The sequence below is a fragment of the Bradyrhizobium sp. USDA 10063 genome (genome assembly GCF_054063735.1).
The window spans coordinates 2097939-2111128 of record NZ_JBSSGP010000002.1 but is presented as its reverse complement, the minus strand read 5'-3'; the positions used below and the strand labels follow the sequence as shown (position 1 = coordinate 2111128).

The window sequence follows — 13190 nt, the reverse complement described above, 5'->3', positions numbered from 1 at the left end:
GGCTTACGCTCCGCGCACGATCTGGCGCACCAGGCTGACCGTTTCCTCGATCATGTCGGCCGTGACATCGAGATGCGTGCAGGCCCTGATCCGTCCATCCATCATCGCGAGCAGCACGCCGCGCCTGCCTAGTTCGGCGATCATCTTGTCGCCGGCGACGCCCGCACCATCAGGCTTGAAGAAGACGAGATTGGTTTCGGGCTGTTGCACCACGATGCCGTCGATCTGCGACAGCCCTCGCGCCAGCGCCCTTGCATTGGCGTGATCGTCGGCGAGGCGGTCGACGTGATGGTCGAGCGCATAGATGCAGGCGGCGGCGCAGATGCCAGCCTGGCGCATGGAGCCGCCAAGGCGCTGCTTCCAGCGCCAGACCTCGTCGATGAAATCGCGAGAGCCCGCGATGACGCCGGCGATCGGCGCGCCCAACCCTTTCGAGAAATCGATCCAGGCCGAATCCCAGCCGGCGGCCATGTCGCGTGCGGAAATGCCGGTGGCGACCGTGGCGTTGAGCAGCCGCGCGCCGTCCATATGGGTGGCGAGCCCGTGGGCTTTCGCGATACCGACGATTTCGTCGAGCGCGGCCTTCTTCCAGATCGTGCCGCCGCCGATATTGGCGGTCTGCTCGACGCTGACCAGCACCTGCGGCGGCTGGTAGCGCGAACGCGGATGCAGTGCCGCGCGGAACGTCTCCGGCGCGAACTGGCCGTCGTCGCCGGGCAGCGGCGTGATCTGGAAGCCGCCGAGCGCAGCATGCGCACCCCCTTCGCGGGCGATGATATGGGCAGTCGCATGCGCCAGGATCTCATCGCCCGGCCGGCAATAAGCCAGCGTCGCGGCGACGTTGCACATCGTGCCGGAGGGCATGAACACCGCGGCTTCCTTGCCGAGCAACTCGGCAACGCGCTCGCAGAGCAGGTTCACGGTCGGATCATCGCCAATCTGCTCGTCGCCAACTTCCGCCCACGCCATCGCCTCCCGCATCGCCGGCGTCGGGCGTGTCTGGGTGTCGGACAAGAGATTGATGCGAACAGGCGGTGCCTTGGGATCGCGCGGGGCAGGGGTGTACATGATTGTCCTTATTGGTTTCGTTGGCCTGATACGATCGCGGGCGGAGTTGTTCTCGCTGCCTACTCGAAGAGCTGAGGCCTTATATTTTGGGCACCGTGGAGGATGGCGCGGATTTCGACTTGATCAGCCTGCGTGGTGTAGAAGATCAAATGCGACTGAAAGCGGAAACGTCGATAGCCTGCTGCCAACTCGTCCACGGGCTGGCCAATAAGGGGGAAGTCAGCGAGAAGTCCGAAAGAGCGCAGCAAGCCAGCATAGTATGCATCGGCTTGATAGGCGCCGAAACGACTCTCTGTAAAGTCGTAGATATCGATCAGATCGGCACGGGCTCTGTCAGAAAGCCGATACTCAGCCATGGCGTCGCGCGGCAACACGCTGGCGTGCGGCGGCCAAGATTTCCTCGGGGCTGTCTGTAGTGAAGGTGTTGCAGTCGGGATGTCGGAACAACTCCTGGTACCGTCGCACTTGCTCGTCGCGGGGAAGAGCAGCCCAAGCGGCAAGCTCTTCTTCCGTCGGCGCGGCGGAAGGCATCACGCGAGTTAGCTTATAGCTCGTTTGCGACATGCGTTGAGTATAGCACCAATCGGTCCGGAAACAAAAAGGCCCCGGAATTCCGGGGCCTTCGATACCTCAAACGTTCCGTCCGATCAGCGCGAATAGAATTCGACGATCAAGTGCGGCTCCATCTGCACCGGGAACGGCACGTCGGACAGGCCGGGAATGCGGATGAACTTCGCGGTCATCTTGCCGTGATCGACCTCGAGGAAGTCGGGCACGTCGCGCTCGGGAAGCTGGATGGCTTCCAGAACGGGCGTTAGCTGCTTGGAGGCTTCCTTGACCTCGATGACGTCGCCGATCTTGAGCCGGTAGCTGCTGATATTGACGCGGCGGCCGTTCACCTTGACGTGGCCGTGGTTGATGAACTGGCGCGCGGCGAACATCGTGGACACGAACTTGGCGCGATAGACCACCGTGTCGAGACGGCGCTCCAAGAGGCCGATCAGGTTCTCACCGGTGTCGCCCTTGAGGCGTCCGGCCTCGACATAGATGCCGTGGAACTGGCGCTCGGAAATGTTGGCGTAGTAGCCCTTGAGCTTCTGCTTGGCGCGGAGCTGCACGCCGAAGTCGGAGAGCTTGCCCTTGCGGCGCTGGCCGTGCTGGCCCGGGCCATATTCGCGGCGGTTCACGGGGCTCTTCGGGCGGCCCCAGATATTCTGGCCCATGCGGCGATCGATCTTGTATTTCGCCTCACTGCGCTTTGTCATCGCGGTCCTCTTCAGGTCAAAGTTGGGTTTGAGGAGACGCGCCCTCCTGTGCAGCCTGCCATGTGGCCGGTGCCGACAGGTCCGCCTCGAAAGCTCGGGACGAACCACGGGTCGCGAAACGCATCGCGGGCCGAAACCGGCCCGCGAGCAGGGGGCTTTTAGGGGAAGGATGGCCGTCCTGTCAACGAAAGAGGTGGAGATTTAGTGCCGTCAGGTCGCAACCGCCCGGACTGCTCTTTCGGTTTGCTGCCGATCGGCCCGCAATTCCGCGGCGATTTCGGTATTCAGCACCTGCTCCAGCCGGCAGAGCGTCCGGGCGATGAGGGCGGCGTCGGTGATCCGGTGGTCCCAGCGCAGCACCACGTTGATGGCCCCGTCGGCCTCCATGCCGTAGCTGATGATGAACGGCCCGGGGGTGAGGGCGTGGAGTTCCCCGGGACCGAAGGCGCCCACTGAGGTCACGGAAAAGCTGCCGAAGTAATTGGCGCGCTGGCGCCCGGAATTCAGCCCGATCCACCAGAGCAGGCGGCGCAGCGGCAGCGGCAGCCGGGTCGCCCGCAGCACCTTTCGGAACGCCGCAACGTCCTCGACCGGCGCCTCCTTGGCATGATGGATCAGGGCGTCGATCTCGACGAGCGGCCTAGCCTCGGGGGTGCCGATCTTTTGCGGCAGCACGCAATCCTCGCCTTCCACGACTCGCGCGATCGCGACGGTGGCGGCGCTGCACGGCAGTTCGTAGAAGCCGGGCGACGGCCATTTGACGTAGAGCGTCCGCAGCGCCGGCTCGTCTTTCGCCACCAGGGCAAAGGCTTTGACGAAGATCGCGGCCCAGCCGGGCGGACGGGCAGCCGCCGTGCGGGCTTCCACCAGGTCTTGGACGTTCAGGAGGCGAGCGAGCGACACGAAGGGGATGTCGAGCGACGCACGCATGAGGTCGGCGATGAAACAGCGCGGGATTGAGATTTTTCGGGCCGTTCCGCGCATTACTCCGCCGGATGTTCCTGCATTCAACAACGAGAAGGCTGGCGCCTCGGAGTATCCGCTCGCCAGCCCTGAACCGAGCATGAACCAACGGCGTTGCTGCCGGCAGGTTCTGGGGCATGACCCCGAAAGATCACGCGAAAACAAGGAACTAAAGCGAAATGACAATCCAATAGGTCATCGCGCTTCAGGGCGCCGGCTTGGCCAGCGGCTCTCCCGCCTGCGCCACATAAACCCCCAGCACTTTGAAGGGCTTATCGCCGGCCTTTGCGTCGTGGATCGCGCCCGGCGGGATCTGGTAGGACTCGCCGGCTTTGATCGTCTTCGGCGGCTGGCCGTCGATCACGAGTTCAAGTTCGCCATCCAGCACATAGCCGGTTTCGGCGCCGGGATGAGTGTGGCGTCCCGCCGCACCGCCAGCCGGCGGGGAGGAACCTAGCAGCGCGCTCTTGGCGGGAGAAGCAACCCTAGCGCCTGATACCCGCAAAACCCGCAGCAATGCCGCGCTGGAGCAGCGACCAGTCGAAGCCGAGCGCGAGCGCCGCATAGCCGCGCTCGATCATCGCGTTGGCCTGCTCGGCGGACCGCGCCACCCCGCCGATCGGCACGCCGCTCTTGAGGATGCCTTCCTCGGCGCGCTGCATCAGCGCCACCACTTCGGGATCATCGGGGAGGCCGCGCTTGTTGATGGAGGTGGCGAGATCGCCGGGCCCGATCACGGCGATGTCGATGCCGGGGGTGGCCATGATCTCGTCGATCCGTTCGACCGCCTCGACATGCTCGATCGTGATCATGCAGATCATGTCGTCATCGGCAGTGGCCATATAGTCCGCCATCGAGACGCCCCAGCGGAACGGGGCGTGGAACGGTCCCCACAGCCGGTCGCCTCTGGGGGGATAACGCACGCTGCGTGCGGCCTTCTCGGCCTCGGCGCGGCTGCAGATCATCGGGAAATTGATGCCGAGCGCACCGATGTCCATCGGCGCCTTGGCAAGCCAGGGCTCGTTGGCGGCAATTCGCGCCATCGGCACGCATGACGTGCCGGAGGTCGCCACGATCATCGCATGCGCGGTGCCGAGGTCGATCGGGCCATGCTCAAGGTCGACGATGATCCAGTCGAGCGACTGCGCCATGATCTGCACGGTCTGGATGCTCGGGATGGTGGCGATGGCGCCGAAGGTCGGGCGCCGCTCGCGCCATTGCTGTCGCAGCCGGTTGAGGGGAGTTGGCGTCGCGGAGGTCAATGCAGAACTCCAATAAGCTTGCGGTGCCCACCAAACCCTATCTGCGCCGTATGGCGGCAGAAAGTTCAGGCCGGGACCCGGCCGCCGAAAAACGGCATCAAGGCCCGGCTCAGCGTGTGCGGGCGGCTGGACGTGAAGAGCATTTCGGCGCCGGCCTCGTCTCTGCTGTCGCCGGGCGGGCCGAGCAAATCGGAAACGCGGCGCGCGATGGCGGGCGCCGGATCGATCCAGTCGACCGGCCATGGCGCGAGTTTCACCAGGCGATCCAGCAGCAAGGGATAATGCGTGCAGGCGAGCACCACGGTGTCGGTGCGCGCCGCGCCATCGAGAAAGCAGGGCTCAAGTTCAGTGGCGATATCGGCGTCGCTGACTTCCTGGCCGCGTAGCGCGGCTTCCGCCAGCGACGCGAGCTCGCCCGAGCCGACCAGCGTCACCTCGCAGCCCTGCCCGAAATCGTGGATCAGCTTTCTGGTATATTCCCGTTTGACGGTGCCCTTGGTGCCAAGCACGGACACGCGCTTGGTCTTCGAACTGGCGCAGGCCGGCTTGATCGCGGGCACGGTTCCGACAAAGGGCAGGTCATAGGCATCACGCAGGTGGGACATGACGAGCGTGGAGGCGGTATTGCAGGCGATCACGACCAGATCGGGCGTGTGGCTCCTGATCAATTCGCCCACCAGCGGCACCACGCGCGCGATGATCTCGTCCTCGCTATGGTGGCCATAGGGAAAGAAGGCGTCGTCGGCGACATAGACGTAACGCGCGTCGGGTCGGGCGCGCACGGTCTCGCGCAACACCGTCAGCCCGCCAAGGCCAGAATCGAATACCAGAATGGTTTGGGGTGTCGCCACGGTTCCACCTTATCCCATTCCAGCGTTACGATTCAGTTGATTTGAAGGCGCCGCCGGCCTTGCGGCTAAGCGCCTGTCTTCGCGATGGAAACTGCGCTCCTTCTCCCGCAAGCGGGAGGCAAAGGAACTCACTGCCGCTCAGGCTTCCCCGAACACGCGCTTGAAGATCGTGTCGACATGCTTGAGGTGATAGCCGAGGTCGAACTGCTCCTCGATCTCGGCATCGCTTAGATATTTCCTCACGTCCGGATCTTTCTTGAGCAGCGTCAGGAAATCGCCTTCGCCGCGCCAGACCGGCATGGCGTTGCGCTGCACGAATTTGTACGCGTCCTCGCGGCTGGCGCCCTTTTGCGTCAGGGCGATAAGGACCCGCTGCGAATGTACCAGACCGCCGAGGCGATCGAGGTTCTTCTGCATGTTCTGCGGATAGACCAACAGTTTTTCGATCAGGCCGGCGAGGCGGACCAGCGCGAAGTCGAGCGTTACGGTGGCGTCCGGACCCATCATGCGCTCGGCGGAGGAATGCGAGATGTCGCGCTCGTGCCAGAGCACGACGTTCTCCAATGCGGGCACTGCATAGGCCCGCACCATCCGCGACAGGCCGGAGAGGTTCTCCGACAGCACCGGATTGCGCTTGTGCGGCATCGCCGACGAACCCTTCTGCCCTTCCGAGAAGAACTCTTCGGCTTCCAGCACCTCGGTACGCTGCAGGTGGCGGATTTCGACTGCAAGGCGCTCGATCGAGGAGGCGATCACGGCCAGCGTCGCGAAATACATCGCGTGGCGGTCGCGCGGGATCACCTGGGTCGAGATCGGCTCCGGCTCGAGTCCCATGGCCTTGGCGACATGCTCTTCCACGCGCGGGTCGATCTGCGCAAAGGTGCCGACCGCGCCCGAGATGGCGCAGGTCGCGACTTCCTTGCGGGCGGCGACGAGTCGCTCTCGGGCACGGGAGAATTCGGCATAGGCGTAGGCGAGCTTGAGGCCGAAGGTCACCGGCTCGGCGTGGATGCCGTGGGAGCGGCCGATGGTCGGCGTCATCTTGTGCTCGAAGGCGCGCTTCTTCAGCGCGGCCAGAACCCTGTCGATATCGGCGAGCAGGAGATCCGCGGCGCGGGTGAGCTGCACGTTGAGGCAGGTATCGAGCACGTCGGAGGAGGTCATGCCCTGGTGCACGAAGCGCGCCTCGGGACCGACGATCTCAGCCAGGTGGGTCAGGAAGGCGATGACGTCGTGCTTGGTCTCCCGCTCGATTTCGTCGATCCGCGCGACGTCGAAGGTTGCGTCCTTGCCCCTGGCCCAGATCGTCTTCGCCGCCTCCTTGGGGATGACGCCGAGTTCCGCCAGCGCATCGGCCGCATGCGCCTCGATCTCGAACCAGATCTTGAAGCGGGTCTGCGGCTCCCAGATCGCGGCCATCTCGGGGCGGGTGTAGCGGGGGATCATCGAAAACTCCGAGGTGCAGGGCGGGGCGCCAAGCGACTCCCGGCCGATTTGTTTTTACGCTGCGCTTTAGCAGAGAGGGCTCGGAGAGGCCACCCATACGGGGCTTCTCGCGGGTGGAAAATAGGGCCGCTTCCGAAAGAGGCCGCGGCAGACTGCCGGGCGAGCCGTGGCTAGAGGCTAGTCAACCCGCACTCGACGGCGAGGCGGACGAGCTGCGCGTCGGTCCGCATGCCGGTCTTGGTCTTGATCAGATAGTGATAGTTCTGAACCGTCTTCATGCTGAGATTGAGGTTTGCGGCGATTTGCTCCGTGGTCGAGCCGGCCGCCAGTTGCCGCAGGATCTCGATCTCCCGTTCCCCCAATTGGTCGAGGACCGATCCCGACGGGGTCAGGCTTTCCATAGCCAGGACATGAGCGACGTCGTCGCTCATCGCATGTTCGCCTCGCGCCACCGAACGGATGGCCGCGATCAGCACGGTCGGCTCGTTGCTCTTGGTGACATAGCCGCTCGCTCCGGCGCCGAAGGCGGCCTTCACCAGCGCCGCCTCGCTATGCATGCTGAAGATGAGAATGCGCGCGGCAGCGCTGCGCAGCCGGATGTTCCTGATAGCTTCGAGCCCGCTGGCTCCCGGCATCGAGATGTCCATCACCACGACGTCAGGGGCGTGCGTCTTGAATGCGCGGTAGGCGTCGGCTGCGTTATCGGCTTCGGCGACTACCCGGAAGTCGCCTTGATGCTCCAGGACGCGCCGGTAGCCTTGCCGGACCACGGGATGGTCGTCGACAAGCAGGATGGAAATGCCACTGGTTTGCGACGCCGGCATCAGGCGGCAAGCGGGATCGTGGCGGCAACGCTGAGGCCGCGCCTTGCGCGCGCGATTGACAGCGAGCCGCCGAGAGCGGTCACCCGCTCGCGTATTCCGGTCAGGCCTAAGCCGGCGGACTGCGCCACCTTGGCCGCATCGCCGCCCCCATCGTCCTCGACACGGACCAGCAGCGCATTTTCCACACCCGTCCGCCGCTCGATCCGAAGCACGATCTCGCGCGCCGCGCTGTGCCGCAACGAGTTGGTCAGGCATTCCTGGGCCACGCGGTAGGCGGTCGCGGCGACGGTACCGCGCACGTCGGCGAAATCGCCTTTGAGATCGAGCTGGATCATCGGCTGCGTTGCGTTCTGCGATCGCCAGCTATCAACAAGGCTGATCAGGCTCGCCTCAAGCCCGAGCTCCTCGGCGGGCGGGTGACGCAGGCGGTTCAGGGTGCCGCGCAGGCACGCCATGATGTGCAGCGTGGCTTGCGAGATCATCCGCGCATCCTGCGCGACGTCGCCTCGGTCCTGCGCTTTCGCGCTGGCGGCTTCGATCGTGTTGGCGAAGGCGAGGATTGCCGTGAGGTTTTGCCCGAACTCATCGTGCAGTTCGCGCGCCAGCGCCCGCCGCTCGTCGCTGCGGATTTCAAGCAGCCGGCGGGTCAGGACAGCCCGTTCTTCCCTGGCCTGCGCAAGGCGATCTCCGAGCTCGCCAACCGCTTGCCCGATCATGGCAAGTTCCATCGATCGGAAGCGCGGAAGCGGTGTTCGGTATTGGCCGTGCGCCATGCGCTGCAGTGCGGCAACGATCGACTGCGCCGGGGCCAGCGCGTGCGCAATCGCGAGCGAGGCAAGCAGGGCGATGGCCATCGCCATCAGCAGCGCGACATGGACGTTATCGAGAATGTGTTGCCAGGCGAGCGATATCGCGGCGTCAGGATCGGCGACGGCCGAGACCGTGCCGGCGGTGACCGAGCGCGCACTGATTGGCCGGGCGACCGCGGCGTGGCCGCCAAGGAATGTCTCCACGGCGGCTGCGAACCAGTGTGGCGGCGATGCGCCGATCCCCTTGCTCTGGCCGCAGAGCGGATTCTCGAACGCGCCCTTCGGCTCGAACTGGACGCAGACGCCCGGCGAAATCAGGCTCATCGTCTGGATGGTGCGCCATTCCGGTACGGGCAAAAGATGTTCGCGTGTCCTGTTGCCGCGCAACAGCAATTCGCGCCAGTAAAGCGCTTCCAGCGCTTGCGAAACCCGTTCGGCGGATGCGGCCGTGGCACGGTCGACACTGCGATAGGCGTCGATCGTCGCCCAAACGGTCGCGCCTCCCAGACACAGAATGACGATGACGAGCAGACGGGCGACGAGCTGGAGCACGAGGCGCATGCGATCACTCCGCGGCTTCTTTACGAAGGTAACAGCACCGCTATTCGACGCCAATTGCAAGATGGCAGGGGAGGCGCAGCTCGGGAAATTTTCCCAACGAACCGCGGGCATATGTCTTTGGACGCAACCTGCTGTGTCGGATTAACAAAGCCGGGGACCGTTTGCGGGCAGCCTCTGGGCCGCCCTTAGGGAGCAAAGCTGCATGAGTGCCGCGGTCGGCGCCGAGGCTGTATTGCCCGGCAAGGACACTTCGGAGCGAAGCGTCCTGCTGCTATGGATGATCTTCACAGGGCTTTCGATCTTTGCAGCCGTGCTGCTGTGGCGATATGGGTTGCTCCATCTGATGGTCACCTCGGACCGCACCTATATTTCGAGCCTGATCGCCGTCCTCTACATCATCACCTGCTGCCATTGCTTCTGGCGGACGCGAGCGATCGCGCGGGAGGGCGAAGCGGCCAGACGCTGCCGCGCGATCCTGTCAGCTCCCGGCGTCGCGAAGAGGCTCGACGAGGATGCGCGGGTCCTGCCTGTTGGCCTCGTCAGCGATCACATCCGTAGTCTCGTGAAGAAGGCCGCGGCGCAGGCCGCCGGCCGCATCGATCAGACGTTGCTGCTCAGGTCGCTGGCGGACCGGTTGCGCGGCTCCAACGCCTTTGGCGCATTCGTTTCCGATACGCTGATGAAGCTTGGGCTGCTCGGAACCATCATCGGCTTCATCATCATGCTGGCGCCGATCGCAACGCTTGACGCGGCCGACAAGGTCGCCATGCGATCGTCGATGGGTCTGATGAGCGACGGCATGGCGGTGGCCATGTACACGACGCTGGCCGGCCTGATCGGCTCCATCCTCGTCAGGATCCAATACTACATGCTCGATGCCGCCACTCAGCGGGTGTTTTCCGATGCCGTCATGTTGACCGAGACCCACGTCACCCCGGCCTTGGAACACCATCATGATGGATGAGTTCGGCCTCTATCCGCGGGAGGAACATTTCGATCCGCTCGGCGTGATGCTGTTCAAGGCGCTGCAGGTCATCGCCTTCCTGTTCTTCCTCGCGTTGCTCGCGGTCTCGCCGGACTCGAAGGAAGGCAAGATCGACTCCAAGGCCGAATTCATCATCACGATGGACTGGCCGGACAATCACCCCGACGACCTCGATCTGTTCGTGCAGGATCCTGCCGGCAACATCGCGTGGTATCGTCGCCGCGAAGCCGGCTTCCTCACGCTCGACCGCGACGATCGCGGCGGCGCCAACGATTTCATCATCGTCAACGGCAAGAAGATTCCGTCGCCGATCCGGGAAGAGATCGTCACGGTGCGCGGCATCGTCCCCGGCGAATACACCGTCAACGTCTCGCATTTCCAGGCGACGACTGGGCAGCCGGTCGCAGTCGGCGTGAAGGTGCAGAAACTTAATCCGACCGCCCAGGTGATCTTCGACAACAAGCTGATGCTCGATCACACCGGCGATGAAAAGACCGCGCTACGCTTCTGGCTCGATGGCGAAGGCAAGGTGGTCGATGTTCAGCAGCGGCAGAAGTCGCTGATGGAGACGTTCCGCAACGTGCGCGCAAACGGCGCGGATCTCGATCCGAAGACAGGCGTCAGGATGTCTCGCCCGTGAGCAATCTCCAGTCGGTCATCCTCACACTGTCGATCGGCTACGCGCTGATCGGCGCGCTATTGCTCGTTATCCTGGTCTATGCACGCTTGCCCTGGTCGGCCAAGGCGGTCGCCGTGATCGTGACCAGTGCGTTCTACATCGCGAGCTTCATCGGCGTGCGCGGCCTCTTGGGCTGGGCCAGCGTCGACAGGCTGCCGGCTTCGTTCAAACTGTTGCAGGCTCGGATCGTGGAGCCGCACTCGCTGGAAGGCGACCCGGGCTCGATCTATCTGTGGGTCGAGACCCTGGACGAGGACAACCGGCCGAGCGGCGTCCCCAGAGCCTTCCGCATCCCCTACAGCGACTCGCTTGCGCAGAAGACCGACAGGGCCATCACCGAGATTGCCGCCGGCCGTCCCCAGGGCGGGCGCGCCGCCGATTTCGGCACCGGCGAGGGCGGCGGCATCATCGCGGCGGCCAGGGAATACATCACGCCGAGCGCCGTGATCGAGACGTCGGGCGGCGATCCCTCGACCGGCGGGGCACTGATGGCGGCCCCAGGATCCGGCGACGCAGTGTCATTTACCCCGCTGCTGCCGCCGCGAATGCCGCCGAAGGATCAGCAATAGGTTTCCGGATACCGAAGTTGGCATATTTGGGGACGGGCACACTGGGCGGAGGCCCCGCCGAGCGCGTTCCGCAACTGACAGCCGTCAATCACGCCTTATTGAATAACAGATATTGAAATCTGTCAGTCAGACCTGCTATATCCATTCTCGGACGCGGATGGGGCGCCCCGTGGCTCGCGGCCGCGAAAGGGATGGATCTGGAAGAGTATCCGTACCGATTTCAAGCCAAGCGCCGGCCACGGACTTGCCGGAGACTACGACGATGACGATCGAGATTTTACATCTGACTGAACAAATCCAGCGCTGGCTCAATCAGCAGGTGGCTCGCCACCTGGCCGCTCAGGCGGCGAAACTCGCCCGCTAAGCTGGAATTAGGATTGCCTGAACGACCGGCCAGGCTGTTTCGCGAGTGCGTCTGACCGCCGGAACGGAAATGCCCAAGAGCTGGGGATAGGGTGGAGCCATGAACGAAGCAGTCGTCTTGACCCCTGAACGAATTCTGGAGGTCACGGAGGACGTCCTGCGTCGCTATGGGCTCGCCAAGGCGACCGTGGTGGACGTTGCCCGTGCGCTCGACGTGAGCCACGGCAGTGTCTACCGCCATTTTCCGAGCAAGGCGTCGCTGCGCGAGGCCGTGGCAAAACGCTGGCTCGACCGAGCCAAGGCCCCGCTGCAGGAGATCGCGGCGAGTACCGGCCCTGCGCAGGCGCGGCTCGATCGCTGGTTGCGCACGCTGTTCGCGACCAAGCAGGCCCGATTTGCCGACGATCCGGAGATGTTCCGCACCTATCTGACGCTGGCGCGCGAGGCTTGTGTTGTGGTCAAGGGCCACAAAGAATGCCTGACCGACCAGATCGCGCATATCCTGTCCGACGGCGTCGAGCAGGGCGTGTTCGAGGTCGATGATCTCAAGGCAACGGCGCGCGCGATTTTTGAGGCGACGAGAAGCCTTCATCACCCGGCCCATGCCGACGAGTGGGGCGATCCGGATCTGCAGGACCGCACCGACGCCTTGCTGGCGTTGCTGTTCCGCGGGCTCGAAGCCTGTCCTGAGCGCTAGGACCGATTCTTCCGGCCCATTTGCGGGCGCCGGCTGCCCGTATTTGATATCCATCAAGACCGATACGGTCAGGGCCCGCCAGGATTGGCTTGGGGAGGACAACGTGCGGCTCGCGCTGTTTGCGGATATCCACGGCAATCGGCAGGCATTCGGTGCCTGTCTCGAAGCCGCGCGTGCGCAAGGCGCGGAGCAATTCATCCTTCTCGGAGATTTCGTCGGCTACGGCGCCGACCCCGAATGGACCGTGGACAGCGTCATGGCGCTGGTCGAGGACGGTGCGGTCGCCGTACGCGGCAACCATGACAGCGCCATCGGCATCGACAACGACGCAATGAACGCCGAAGCCCAGGCCGTGATCGAGTGGACCCGCGGCAAGCTTAGCGCGGCGCAGCGGCGCTTCCTCGCCGAACTGCCCCTGATGCAGCAGGAGGACGACCGCCTCTACGTCCATTCCGAGGCCTCCAACCCGACCAGGTGGCGCTACGTGCGCGACGCTTCGGACGCCGCGCGCAGCATTATGGCCGTGGATGCTCCAGTCACCTTTTGCGGCCATATCCACCGTCCCGCGCTCTATTCGATGTCGTCGACGGCGAAGATGACGAGCTTCGTGCCGACCACGGGCGTGACCGTGCAGCTCCTGGCCGGCCGCCGCTGGCTTGCGGTGCTCGGCTCGGTCGGCCAGCCCCGCGACGGCATTCCCGCAGCCGCCTTTGCCATGTTCGACACCGAGAGGCGGGAGATCACCTATTGTCGTGCTCCCTATGATATCGAGGCGGCGGCGGCACGGATCCACGAAAATGGCCTGCCGGGCTGGCTTGCCGATCGCCTGTTCGTCGGCCGATAGCGCG

General features: G+C 64.4%; 14 protein-coding genes and 1 pseudogene. 5 read left to right on the top strand and 10 right to left on the bottom strand.

Annotated elements, in window-relative coordinates:
- Positions 1-3: 3 nt before the first annotated feature.
- The 10 genes and pseudogenes from ACVJGD_RS12390 to ACVJGD_RS12345 form a co-directional block, all read right to left on the bottom strand.
- Complete coding sequence (locus ACVJGD_RS12390; RefSeq protein ID WP_456640239.1) at positions 4-1071, bottom strand: threonine aldolase family protein; 1068 nt, start codon at positions 1069-1071, stop codon at positions 4-6.
- Between the two features lie 56 nt (positions 1072-1127).
- Complete coding sequence (locus ACVJGD_RS12385) at positions 1128-1424, bottom strand: type II toxin-antitoxin system RelE/ParE family toxin (RefSeq protein ID WP_456634602.1); 297 nt, start codon at positions 1422-1424, stop codon at positions 1128-1130.
- Between the two features lie 291 nt (positions 1425-1715).
- The gene (rpsD, locus tag ACVJGD_RS12380) at positions 1716-2333 is read right to left on the bottom strand and encodes a 30S ribosomal protein S4 (RefSeq protein WP_456634601.1); all 618 of its coding nucleotides are present in this window, start codon (positions 2331-2333) and stop codon (positions 1716-1718) included.
- Between the two features lie 210 nt (positions 2334-2543).
- Positions 2544-3317, bottom strand: a complete 774-nt coding sequence (locus tag ACVJGD_RS12375) for an acyltransferase (RefSeq protein ID WP_456634600.1) — start codon at positions 3315-3317, stop codon at positions 2544-2546.
- Positions 3318-3501: 184 nt separating this feature from the next.
- A pseudogene (locus tag ACVJGD_RS12370) lies at positions 3502-3738 on the bottom strand (cupin domain-containing protein); the annotation flags it as partial.
- A gap of 43 nt (positions 3739-3781) precedes the next feature.
- Entirely contained in the window at positions 3782-4558 is a 777-nt protein-coding gene (locus tag ACVJGD_RS12365) for an HpcH/HpaI aldolase family protein (RefSeq protein ID WP_456634599.1), read from the bottom strand.
- 65 nt (positions 4559-4623) lie between these two features.
- Complete coding sequence (murI, locus tag ACVJGD_RS12360; RefSeq protein WP_456634598.1) at positions 4624-5409, bottom strand: glutamate racemase; 786 nt, start codon at positions 5407-5409, stop codon at positions 4624-4626.
- A 138-nt stretch (positions 5410-5547) separates the two neighbouring features.
- Positions 5548-6855, bottom strand: coding sequence for an adenylosuccinate lyase (gene purB, locus ACVJGD_RS12355; protein ID WP_456634597.1), 1308 nt, complete (start codon positions 6853-6855; stop codon positions 5548-5550).
- A gap of 170 nt (positions 6856-7025) precedes the next feature.
- Positions 7026-7679: a response regulator gene (locus ACVJGD_RS12350; protein ID WP_456634596.1), complete on the bottom strand. Its 654-nt coding sequence runs from the start codon at positions 7677-7679 to the stop codon at positions 7026-7028.
- Positions 7679-9049, bottom strand: coding sequence for a histidine kinase (locus ACVJGD_RS12345; protein ID WP_456634595.1), 1371 nt, complete (start codon positions 9047-9049; stop codon positions 7679-7681). Before ACVJGD_RS12345 ends, ACVJGD_RS12350 begins: the two co-directional genes overlap by 1 nt.
- A gap of 202 nt (positions 9050-9251) precedes the next feature.
- On the opposite strand from ACVJGD_RS12345, the gene ACVJGD_RS12340 reads away from it, so the two are divergent.
- From ACVJGD_RS12340 to ACVJGD_RS12320, 5 genes are all read left to right on the top strand, one after another.
- Positions 9252-10013, top strand: a complete 762-nt coding sequence (locus tag ACVJGD_RS12340; protein WP_456634594.1) for a MotA/TolQ/ExbB proton channel family protein — start codon at positions 9252-9254, stop codon at positions 10011-10013.
- Positions 10003-10674, top strand: a complete 672-nt coding sequence (locus ACVJGD_RS12335; RefSeq protein WP_456634593.1) for a hypothetical protein — start codon at positions 10003-10005, stop codon at positions 10672-10674. Before ACVJGD_RS12340 ends, ACVJGD_RS12335 begins: the two co-directional genes overlap by 11 nt.
- A complete protein-coding gene (locus ACVJGD_RS12330) occupies positions 10671-11282 on the top strand; it encodes a hypothetical protein (RefSeq protein WP_456634592.1) in 612 nt (203 codons plus the stop codon). The genes ACVJGD_RS12335 and ACVJGD_RS12330 overlap by 4 nt, the downstream gene beginning before the upstream one ends.
- 463 nt (positions 11283-11745) lie before the next feature.
- Complete coding sequence (locus ACVJGD_RS12325; protein WP_456634591.1) at positions 11746-12342, top strand: TetR family transcriptional regulator; 597 nt, start codon at positions 11746-11748, stop codon at positions 12340-12342.
- Positions 12343-12445: 103 nt separating this feature from the next.
- Positions 12446-13186 (top strand): metallophosphoesterase family protein, encoded by a 741-nt coding sequence (locus ACVJGD_RS12320; protein ID WP_456640238.1) that lies wholly within the window; start codon positions 12446-12448, stop codon positions 13184-13186.
- Positions 13187-13190: the final 4 nt, after the last annotated feature.

Excerpts from the sequence above, each read along its gene's own strand:
- ACVJGD_RS12385 (WP_456634602.1), bottom strand. The coding sequence starts at position 1,424 with ATGGCTGAGTATCGGCTTTCTGACAGAGCCCGTGCCGATCTGATCGAT.
- rpsD (WP_456634601.1), bottom strand. The coding sequence starts at position 2,333 with ATGACAAAGCGCAGTGAGGCGAAATACAAGATCGATCGCCGCATGGGC.
- ACVJGD_RS12375 (WP_456634600.1), bottom strand. The coding sequence starts at position 3,317 with ATGCGCGGAACGGCCCGAAAAATCTCAATCCCGCGCTGTTTCATCGCC.
- purB (WP_456634597.1), bottom strand. The coding sequence starts at position 6,855 with ATGATCCCCCGCTACACCCGCCCCGAGATGGCCGCGATCTGGGAGCCG.
- ACVJGD_RS12350 (WP_456634596.1), bottom strand. The coding sequence starts at position 7,679 with ATGCCGGCGTCGCAAACCAGTGGCATTTCCATCCTGCTTGTCGACGAC.
- ACVJGD_RS12345 (WP_456634595.1), bottom strand. The coding sequence starts at position 9,049 with ATGCGCCTCGTGCTCCAGCTCGTCGCCCGTCTGCTCGTCATCGTCATT.
- ACVJGD_RS12340 (WP_456634594.1), top strand. The coding sequence starts at position 9,252 with ATGAGTGCCGCGGTCGGCGCCGAGGCTGTATTGCCCGGCAAGGACACT.
- ACVJGD_RS12335 (WP_456634593.1), top strand. The coding sequence starts at position 10,003 with ATGATGGATGAGTTCGGCCTCTATCCGCGGGAGGAACATTTCGATCCG.
- ACVJGD_RS12325 (WP_456634591.1), top strand. The coding sequence starts at position 11,746 with ATGAACGAAGCAGTCGTCTTGACCCCTGAACGAATTCTGGAGGTCACG.